We start from the raw sequence: 8,629 nt of genomic DNA, 5'->3' as shown, positions 1-8,629 counted from the left end.
TGGGCTCAATGGGTACCGGTACACCCTGAACCCGACGGGGTGGGTGGATCCGTTGGGGTTGGAGGTTTGCCCAGGTGACGGCGGGTGTAAGAAGCCGGCGGTTGGTGAGCAGGATCCGACGGCTAAGGTTGGGGTGGAGGAGGGTGAGCCGACGCTGCCGATGACGGCGGAGCAGCGGCGGGCGCGGATTGATGAGTTGGCGGAAGCGAATGCTTATCGGCGTTTGGATGAGATGGAGCAATCAATCCCAGGCGCGCATTTCCTGCAAAAACATGGCGCTCAGACTACGGCGGAGGCTCAGTTGGAGCGCGTTACGACAGGGCGAAATCCTGGGACAGGCGAAATAGAAATTTATACCTATGGCAATAATATAGGTCAGCCGAAAATTCCATCTGCAGCGACACGCTTCACAAGCCACCGGGATCAATTGAATGCCATATATAGAACGAAACTCGTTTTTAGGCGTAATGACTTGTTTGAAAGTACCAAACCGATCGATTTTGGGCGAACGATTGGGAATGGGTATAAGCGAGACGGTTTACAATACAAGGAATACCAGCATGCGATAGTAATATTGAATGGAAATGGTGATCCAAAAACAGCTTATACAGGACCGAAAAGATGAAGCCCAAGCCAAACATGATGCCGCTGGTCGGGTTATTGTTTGTATTTAATATTGAAAATTCTTCCAGTGAGAAGATAGAGGAAATAATAGTTTCAAAAAATATAAATATCGATTCTGAGCTTTCTGAGTTGTTTGATATTTTGCTTAAGCCGGAATTTTTGTGTTACCCGGCCGGAGCACAGAGTAAATATATTGAAGCAATTAGCTATTATCTGGAGGCTGGTGACAGCTTTGATGATTTGTTTGGGGAGATGGATACATATTTTGATCAAGATATTTACGATCAGCGACATTTTATGGAAGTGTTGCTGAACTGCCTTAGATGCTACCAATCAGAGAGTGTTTCGGAATCGTAAGTCATGGAGTATTGAATTTTGATAAAGTCTAGGCGATATGGCTCATATATGCCGAAAGAGCGTTCATTGGATGTTCACGCCAGCGATGTGAAGTCGCCGAGGCCGAGGAAATGGAGAGCCAATTGCAGCACCAAATTCAATAGTTTTCGAATACAGCACCAAGCCATAAATGAGGCGCTAACCCGAGAGGTGAGAGGCCTGCCGCGCTTCACAGGCGAAGACAAGAGAGGCAATCCAATCGTGCGCATGTATATGCCCAAGGTTGGGCAGGGATACATACCCAACGTAAATGATCGAGAGAATCCATTGTTTCAAAGTGAAATTAACGTAGTTGAAGTCAGGTTCGATTACGAAACGCTACGTCCGGTCGCTTATTATCCTGTAGGAGGTTTTGATGTTGATGCATCCGTTTCTTGATCGTCCTTATGATCCTCAGATCGGTCATTTTCTAGGCGGATTCGAGATATATGATTGCGAGGAGACCTTGGGCGAGGAACTGTCGCAGTTCGATCTCAATAGTGCTGAAGATCGGAAGGTGTTGATTTATAAGTACGTAGTGCATCGCTTTAGAAATCTAAGCTATCGACACAAATTCTTGTTTTTTTGTGTGCTCGCAATTGCGCTCGATGATCCGAAGTATGATTTTAATGCGCTGTTCGAACACGAAGTGATTTCACATTCAGCCCTTCCGCCGGAGTGGGATGAAATGCAAGATTTCAGAATTTTCTTTGAGGATATCTATAAATATTTAGCGGAAGAGTGGGGCGGGGATCTTGATAGGGCCAGCCAGGAAGACCCTGCAACCTGGTAATTCGGATAAGACAAATATTTGATGGTGGAACTACCTTGCAAACAAAGCCTCTTTGATATCCGATAAGTCGAGCTGATTCCAGATTGCATTACTGGCGAGGGAGCTTGCTCCCTCGCCCTCGCCCTCGCCACAGGATTTGTAGCTGCCATTCCGTTGGGGTGAAGGCGACCCACTTTTACACCGACAGTCCCAACTCCAGGACCGGTGTCTGCTCGATCGCACCATCAATCAAATACAAACTCCCCCCAACAATCTCCTTGGCATGATGCTTGGCCTGGGAGGCCAGCTCCGCCAGCTGACTCGCGTCCAGCCCCACACAAGCCTCCGAGCGCAGGTGCACTACCCCAATCGACAACGACAACAAAGCGAACTCCTGCCGCACCCCCTGCCGGTTCAACGCGGTAAAACATCCCGCCTCAAGGTGCTCCGGCCGGTAGAAGCGGCGGCAGTGGTTCTGGAAGTCGTTCAACAGTTGGGTCAGGCGTTTACGCCAGTCATCCGGGCCGAGGACCAGCAGGAAGTCGTCGCCGCCGATGTGGCCGACGAAGTCGCGGCTGGGGTCGATGCGTTCGTTCAGGCATTGCGCCAGGCATAGTAGGACTTCGTCGCCGCGGCCGTAGCCGTAGATGTCGTTGAAGGGTTTGAAGCTGTCGATGTCGACGTAGCAGATCACCGACTCCTGGCGTTGTTGCAGCAGGCGGGTGAGGCATTGCTGGATCGGCACGTTGCCCGGTAGCAAGGTCAGCGGGTTGGCGTAGCGGGCCTGCTGGATTTTCAGTTCGGTGATGAGTTTGAGCACGTCGATGACGCGCCCCAATCCCATGTAGCTGCCGTTGAGGGTGATGATGAAATCTTCTTCGATGCGTTGCCGGGCGCGGCTGGTGATCAGGCGGCTGACTTGTTGCAGCGACTGATTGAGTTCCACCGCGAGGAAGTCATCACTCATCAGGCGGCTGATGGGTTTGCGCGCGAAGAGGTCGGTGGCGAAGGGTTTGAGCAAGGCATCGGAGAGCGAATGGCGATGGACGATGCCGCAGGGCTGGCCACGGTCATCCAGCACTGCCAGGGAGTTGAGATTGGCCTGGCGGCGGAACGCCTCCAGGACCGCCGCCGTCGGGGTGTTGTGGGTCACCGCCGGTTGTTCGTTGAGCAATGCGCCAAGGTCGTTGACTTCATCGCCCAGCGGCACCACCCCGCTGTCTCGGCGGGGCATCAACGCCTTGGCGTCCTGGGAAGGGTGTTCCTGCGGCCGGGCAAGCAGATAGCCCTGGACCAGATCGACGCCCATTTCGATCAGCACGGCCAATTCTTCCGGCAGCTCTATCCCCTCGGCAATCACCTGGGCCCGTGAGGCCTGGGCGATTTTCAGGATGGAACCGACGAACTCGCGCTTGAGCGCGTCCTGGTGAATGCCGTCGATGAAGTGCCGGTCGATCTTCACATAATCCGGCCGTAGTTCCGACCAGAGACGCAGGCTTGAATACCCAGCGCCGAGGTCATCCAGGGCGATGGAAAAGCCCATGGCTCGATAGTGATGAAGGGCGGTTTGCAGGAGCTGGAAGTCATCGATCGGGGTTTGTTCGGTCAATTCGATCACGACTTGGCTGGGTGGGATGCCGAAGTCTTGCAACAACTGCAATGTACGACCGGTCTGGTGCGCCGACTCGAGTAGCGATTCGGGCGACACATTGAGGAACAGCTTGCCCGGCAGTTTCTGCTCGTTGAACCGCTGGCAGGCGCTACGTCGGCAGGCCAGTTCCAGTTCACTGAGCCGCCCGGCCTGGCGGGCAACGGAAAGTAAGGCGATAGGGGAGTGCAGCGGGCTGTTGGACGGGCCTCGGGTCAAGGCTTCGTAACCCAGGATGCGTCGTTCGGAGAGACAAACGATCGGTTGGAACAGGCTGTGCAAACCGCTTTGACTCAGGATTGAGCTCAAGGCACTCAGCTGTTCTATCGTGGTCATGGCGGTCTCTGGCGATAAAAAAAAGGACGGGGCGCAACCCCTGCTGGGGGGCGCCCGGTCCTGTATTTCACGACAGACTGATGTCAGTTTGATGACACTCCGACGAGCATCACCATTAAATGGCCATCACTCAGTGCTTGGCGACCGCCGTGTTGAGTTTCAGGTAATCCAGGAGGATTCGCCCGGTTTCACTCAGGTAGGCATCGTCTTCCGGCTTGGTCTTTTCCGGTTCGGTGATCAGGTCCTCGTCTTCTTTCTTCAGCTCTTTGAGCGGTTCTTCGCCCTTGGCCTTGCGACGCAGGTTTTCCATTGCCAGTTGCTTGGCCTCGATGTCGGCATGCTGCGCGCGGCGCTCGGCTTCGTTGAGGGTGACGGTTTTCTCCATCATCAGCTTCTGCGCGAGGGCCAGCTTGTCACGGATGAACACGAATTCCGCGTCCTGGGACGAGCGCGCGTCATGGTCGGACTTGAGTTGGGCCAGGAACGGCTTGAACGGGTCCACGGCCGGCTTGATCGCGGGGCGGATGGTGTCCCACGGCATGGCCTCGGGCAGGGCGCTTTCACCGATTTCCTTGGTGTCGATGATCGACGGGTAATTGATGTCAGGCAGCACGCCTTGGTGCTGGGTGCTCTGGCCGGAAACCCGGTAGAACTTCGCCAGGGTCAGTTTCAGTTCGCCGTGGTTGAGCGGCTGGATAGTTTGCACGGTGCCCTTGCCGAAGGTCTGGCCGCCGATGATCAAGGCGCGGTGGTAGTCCTGCATGGCGCCGGCGAAAATCTCCGAGGCCGAGGCCGACAGGCGATTGACCAGCAAGGCCATCGGGCCCTTGTAGAACGCGCCCGGGTTTTCATCTTCCAGCACATCGACCCGGCCATCGGCATTGCGCACGAGCACGGTCGGGCCTTTGTCGATGAACAGGCTGGTCAGTTCGGTGGCTTCCTGCAAGGAGCCGCCGCCGTTGTTACGCAAGTCGATGACGACGCCGTCGACCTTATCCTTTTGCAGTTCGGTCAGCAGCTTCTTGACGTCGCGAGTGGTGCTCTTGTAATCCGGATCCCCAGCGCGGAACGCCTTGAAGTCCAGGTAGAACGCCGGGATCTCGATGATGCCGAGCTTGTAGTCCTTGCCGTCCTGCTTGAGTTTCAGGACCGATTTTTTCGCGGCCTGTTCTTCCAGCTTCACCGCTTCGCGGGTGATGGACACGACTTTGCTGGTCTGGTCGTTCGGTGCGTTGCTGGCCGGAATGACTTCCAGGCGGACCACCGAGCCTTTCGGGCCACGGATCAGCTTGACCACTTCATCCAGGCGCCAGCCGACCACGTCGACCATTTCCTTGTTGCCTTGGGCGACACCAATGATCTTGTCCGCCGGGCCGACCTGCTTGGTCTTGTCCGCCGGGCCCGCTGGCACCAGGCGCACGATCTTGACCTGATCGTTATCGCTCTGCAGCACTGCGCCGATGCCTTCCAGGGACAGGCTCATGTTGATGTCGAAGTTCTCCGCGTTATCCGGCGACAGATAATTGGTGTGCGGGTCGTAGGACATTGCGAAGGTATTGATGTAGGCCTGGAAGATATCTTCGGCACGGGTCTGGTCCAGGCGCGCCAATTGGTTCTTGTAGCGCTTGGTCAGGGTTTCCTGGATCTGCTTGGGATCCTTGCCGGCGATCTTCATGCGCAGCACTTCGTCCTTGACGCGTTTGCGCCAGAGGTCGTCGAGTTCGGCTGTGCTCTTGAGCCAGGCGGCATCCTTGCGGTCGACCAGCAAGGTTTCCTTGGCATTGAAATCGATCTTGTCGACGCCTTTGTTCAACTCCGCCAAGGCGTAGTCCAGGCGCGCCTTGACGCGGTCCAGGTAGCGCTTGTAGATAATGAAACCGGCGTTCAGGTCACCGCTCTTGAGGAAGTCGTCGAATTGGGTCTTCCATTTGTCGAACTCGGCGATGTCGCTGGCCAGGAAATAGCTGCGCGACGGATCGAGCAGCTTCAGGTAGCTGTCATAGATGATGACCGAGCGTGCGTCATCGAGCGGCGGCTTGCTGTAGTGATGACGCTTGAGCAACTCAACGACATTAAGGCTGGCAATCACCTCGTCGCGATCGGGCTGAAGCTTGTCCCAGCTGTTGGCCGCGAGCGCATTGCTCGAAAGCGTCGAAACGCCAAGGCCAATGAAAAGGGCAAGTGCAGTACTGGGGAACAAGTGCTTCATGCTGATTCGACGCAGGGACAATTGATAACGCATATTAGGCCGTCTTTGAAGTCGCCGGTTCCATGTGGCCCGGGCGCATAATGCAAGAAAGCCCGGCGTTGAAGCAGCGGGCCCAGTCGAGACTCACTATGGAGGCACCGTGAAAGCATTGCAAGGCGTTGAAGGCCAAGTGGTATGGGCAGATGAGCCAAGTCCGGCCTGTGATGCAGGCCAAGTTCGCATCCGTGTGGCAGCCGCCGGCCTGAATCGGGCCGATTTACTGCAAAAAGCCGGGCATTATCCACCTCCACCGGGCGCCAGCCAGGTGTTGGGGCTGGAATGTTCCGGGATAATCAGCGAAGTCGGGCCCGGCTCTTCCTGGCAGGTCGGAGACCGCGTTTGCGCGTTGCTGGCCGGTGGCGGGATGGCCGAAGAGGTGGTGGTCGATGGTCGCCATGTCTTGCCCGTGCCGGAAGGCTTGTCGATGGCCGAAGCGGCCGCGCTGCCCGAGGTCTACGGCACCGCGTGGCTGAATCTGTTCCAGCTCGCCGGGCTGCGGCCGGGTGAAAAAGTGCTGCTGCACGCCGGTGCCAGCGGTGTTGGCTCGGCGGCGATCCAGCTCTGCAAGGCGTTTGGCAACCCGTGTTGGGTCAGCGTCGGTTCGGCGGATCGGCTGGCCTATTGCGAAGCGCTGGGAGCCCAGGGCGGCGTGGTGCGCACCGACGACATCAACAGCCTGAACGACTTCGCGCCGTTCGATGTGATCCTCGATCCGGTCGGCGCGAACTACGCCAGTCTCAACGTGAAACTTTTGTCAGTTGACGGCCGCTGGGTGTTGATCGGCCTCATGGGCGGTCGCACGACCGAGCTCGACCTCGCCCAAGTGTTGGGCAAGCGCATCCAATTGCTCGGCTCGACCCTGCGCAGCCGCAACGATCAATTCAAGGCCGACCTGATCAGCGAGCTGGGGCAGCAGGTATGGCCGTTGTTCGCTGATAAACGCTTGAGCCCGCAGTTGGCCCGGACGTTTGCGGTTACCGATGCCGAAGCGGCGTTTGCGGAACTGGCGACCAACCAGGTGTCGGGGAAGTTGGTGTTGGTGATTGATGAAGGCCTGAGCTGATTTTTGACCTGTGAAAGCCGCTGACCTTTGGTCGGCGGCCCGCGTCCGATGCACGCGCCCTGCTAGCGTTAATCAATGAGGGGATGGGGTAACCGCAGCTTTTATTTCACCGCAAGGTGAAGAGGTTGATCATGGCCATCGCCGAATGGCGCATGCAGGGCGTCGAGTTCATTGCCTGCAACTGCAATTGGGGCTGCCCCTGCCAATTCAATGCGCCACCCACCCATGGGCACTGCCAGGCGGTGGCGTCGATGCGGGTGGAGCGCGGGCATTTCAAGGAAGTGGCGCTGGACGGCTTGTGCTGGGCTGCCACCTTCTCCTGGCCGGGCGCTATCCATGAGGGTAACGGCAGTTGTCAGGTGTTCATCGATGAACGCGCCAACGAGGTGCAACGCGAGGCCCTGCTGACCATTCTGTCTGGCCTGGAGAGCGATCCTGGGGCCAACGTGTTCCAGGTGTTCAGCAGCACCATGAGTGAAGCGTTCGAACCGCAGTTCGTGCCCATCACCCTGTCCATCGATGTCGATCAACGCCTGGCGCACCTGGACATTCCAGGCGTGCTGCAGGCCAGCGGCGAGCCGATCCGCAGCCCGATCGACGGCTCACCTCATCGCGTGCGCCTCTCACTGCCCAATGGCTTTGAATTCCTCGAGGCGGAAGTCGCCAGCGGCAGCTACCAGACGCATTCAGCCCTCAAGCTGCAATCCCAGGACAGCCATAGCCACCTCGCCCAGGTGCATTTCACCGGCCACGGCATAGAGCCGTAGCGATGGCAGGACCCCAGGCGGTAACGCCGAGTAAGCGACTGTCAGGCGAGCAGATACTGTTGCTGCTCTGCCTGCTCGCACTGACCGCCCTGGCCTGGGTGATGCTGCTGCGCATGGCCCGCGACATGAGTGCGCCGGGCGGCATGGCTGATGCGGCAATGGCCGGCATGATCATGCCGTGGAGCCTCGCCGATGCGCTACTGATGTTCGCGATGTGGGTGGTGATGATGCTGGGCATGATGCTGCCCAGCGCCTTGCCCATGCTGCTGATCTACCAGCAGATGCTGCGCAAGCGCATGCGAGCGCCGCAGCGACACTTGGCCTTGCTGTTGTTCTGCTGCGCCTATGGCCTGGTCTGGTCCGGCTTCGCCCTGGGCGCCACGGCACTCCAGTGGACGCTTGAACAACTGGCCTTGCTCAGTCCGGCGATGCGCAGCAGCAGTACCGCGCTGGGCGCGGGCCTGCTGCTGGTCGCAGGCGTCTATCAGTGGCTACCGGCCAAAGCGACGTGCCTCGAGCATTGTCGCGGTCCGCTGCATTTCCTTCTCAGCTACTGGCGCCCCGACGTGCTCGGCGGCTGGCGCATGGGCCTGGCCCATGGTGCTCACTGCCTGGGTTGCTGCTGGGCGTTGATGGGCGTGCTGTTTGTGGTCGGCGTGATGAACCTGTTCTGGGTGGCAGTGATCGGTGCCTTCATCCTGCTGGAGAAAAACCTGCCGCAGGGGCTCTGGCTCAGTCGTGCCAGCGGTGTGTTATTGCTCGGCTGGGGCCTGTGGCTGCTGCTGGGGTAGGGCTG

7 protein-coding genes and 1 pseudogene are annotated in these 8,629 nt (G+C 57.9%); 6 read left to right on the top strand and 2 right to left on the bottom strand.

What is annotated here, in order from left to right; translation table 11 throughout:
- The 3 genes and pseudogenes from JZ00_RS31315 to JZ00_RS28505 form a co-directional block, all read left to right on the top strand.
- A pseudogene (locus tag JZ00_RS31315) lies at positions 1–625 on the top strand (type IV secretion protein Rhs); the annotation flags it as partial.
- The gene (locus JZ00_RS28510) at positions 622–981 is read left to right on the top strand and encodes a hypothetical protein (RefSeq protein ID WP_039594536.1); all 360 of its coding nucleotides are present in this window, start codon (positions 622–624) and stop codon (positions 979–981) included. The pseudogene JZ00_RS31315 and the gene JZ00_RS28510, both read left to right, overlap by 4 nt.
- Before the next feature lie 394 nt (positions 982–1,375).
- The gene (locus JZ00_RS28505; protein ID WP_039594535.1) at positions 1,376–1,792 is read left to right on the top strand and encodes a hypothetical protein; all 417 of its coding nucleotides are present in this window, start codon (positions 1,376–1,378) and stop codon (positions 1,790–1,792) included.
- A 175-nt stretch (positions 1,793–1,967) separates the two neighbouring features.
- Here the strand turns inward: JZ00_RS28505 and JZ00_RS28500 are convergent, their stop codons facing one another.
- Positions 1,968–3,755 carry a bifunctional diguanylate cyclase/phosphodiesterase gene (locus JZ00_RS28500; protein WP_039594534.1) on the bottom strand — a complete coding sequence of 596 codons (1,788 nt, stop codon included), beginning with the start codon at positions 3,753–3,755 and terminating at the stop codon, positions 1,968–1,970.
- A gap of 130 nt (positions 3,756–3,885) precedes the next feature.
- Positions 3,886–5,964 carry a carboxy terminal-processing peptidase gene (locus tag JZ00_RS28495; protein ID WP_196304792.1) on the bottom strand — a complete coding sequence of 693 codons (2,079 nt, stop codon included), beginning with the start codon at positions 5,962–5,964 and terminating at the stop codon, positions 3,886–3,888.
- 139 nt (positions 5,965–6,103) lie between these two features.
- On the opposite strand from JZ00_RS28495, the gene JZ00_RS28490 reads away from it, so the two are divergent.
- The 3 genes from JZ00_RS28490 to JZ00_RS28480 all read left to right on the top strand — a co-directional run bounded on the left by JZ00_RS28490 (position 6,104) and on the right by JZ00_RS28480 (position 8,624).
- A complete protein-coding gene (locus JZ00_RS28490; protein ID WP_039594532.1) occupies positions 6,104–7,066 on the top strand; it encodes a zinc-binding dehydrogenase in 963 nt (320 codons plus the stop codon).
- A gap of 131 nt (positions 7,067–7,197) precedes the next feature.
- On the top strand, positions 7,198–7,833 hold the full coding sequence (locus JZ00_RS28485) for a DUF1326 domain-containing protein (RefSeq protein WP_039594531.1): 636 nt from the start codon (positions 7,198–7,200) through the stop codon (positions 7,831–7,833).
- Positions 7,834–7,835: 2 nt separating this feature from the next.
- Positions 7,836–8,624, top strand: coding sequence for a DUF2182 domain-containing protein (locus tag JZ00_RS28480; RefSeq protein ID WP_039594530.1), 789 nt, complete (start codon positions 7,836–7,838; stop codon positions 8,622–8,624).
- The last annotated feature ends 5 nt before the right edge of the window (positions 8,625–8,629 follow it).

Origin of the sequence: Pseudomonas frederiksbergensis (genome assembly GCF_000802155.2) — a bacterium.
Lineage (GTDB): Bacteria > Pseudomonadota > Gammaproteobacteria > Pseudomonadales > Pseudomonadaceae > Aquipseudomonas > Aquipseudomonas frederiksbergensis_A.
The sequence above is the reverse complement of the archived record's forward strand: the minus strand, read 5'-3'. Positions and strand labels throughout refer to the sequence as shown.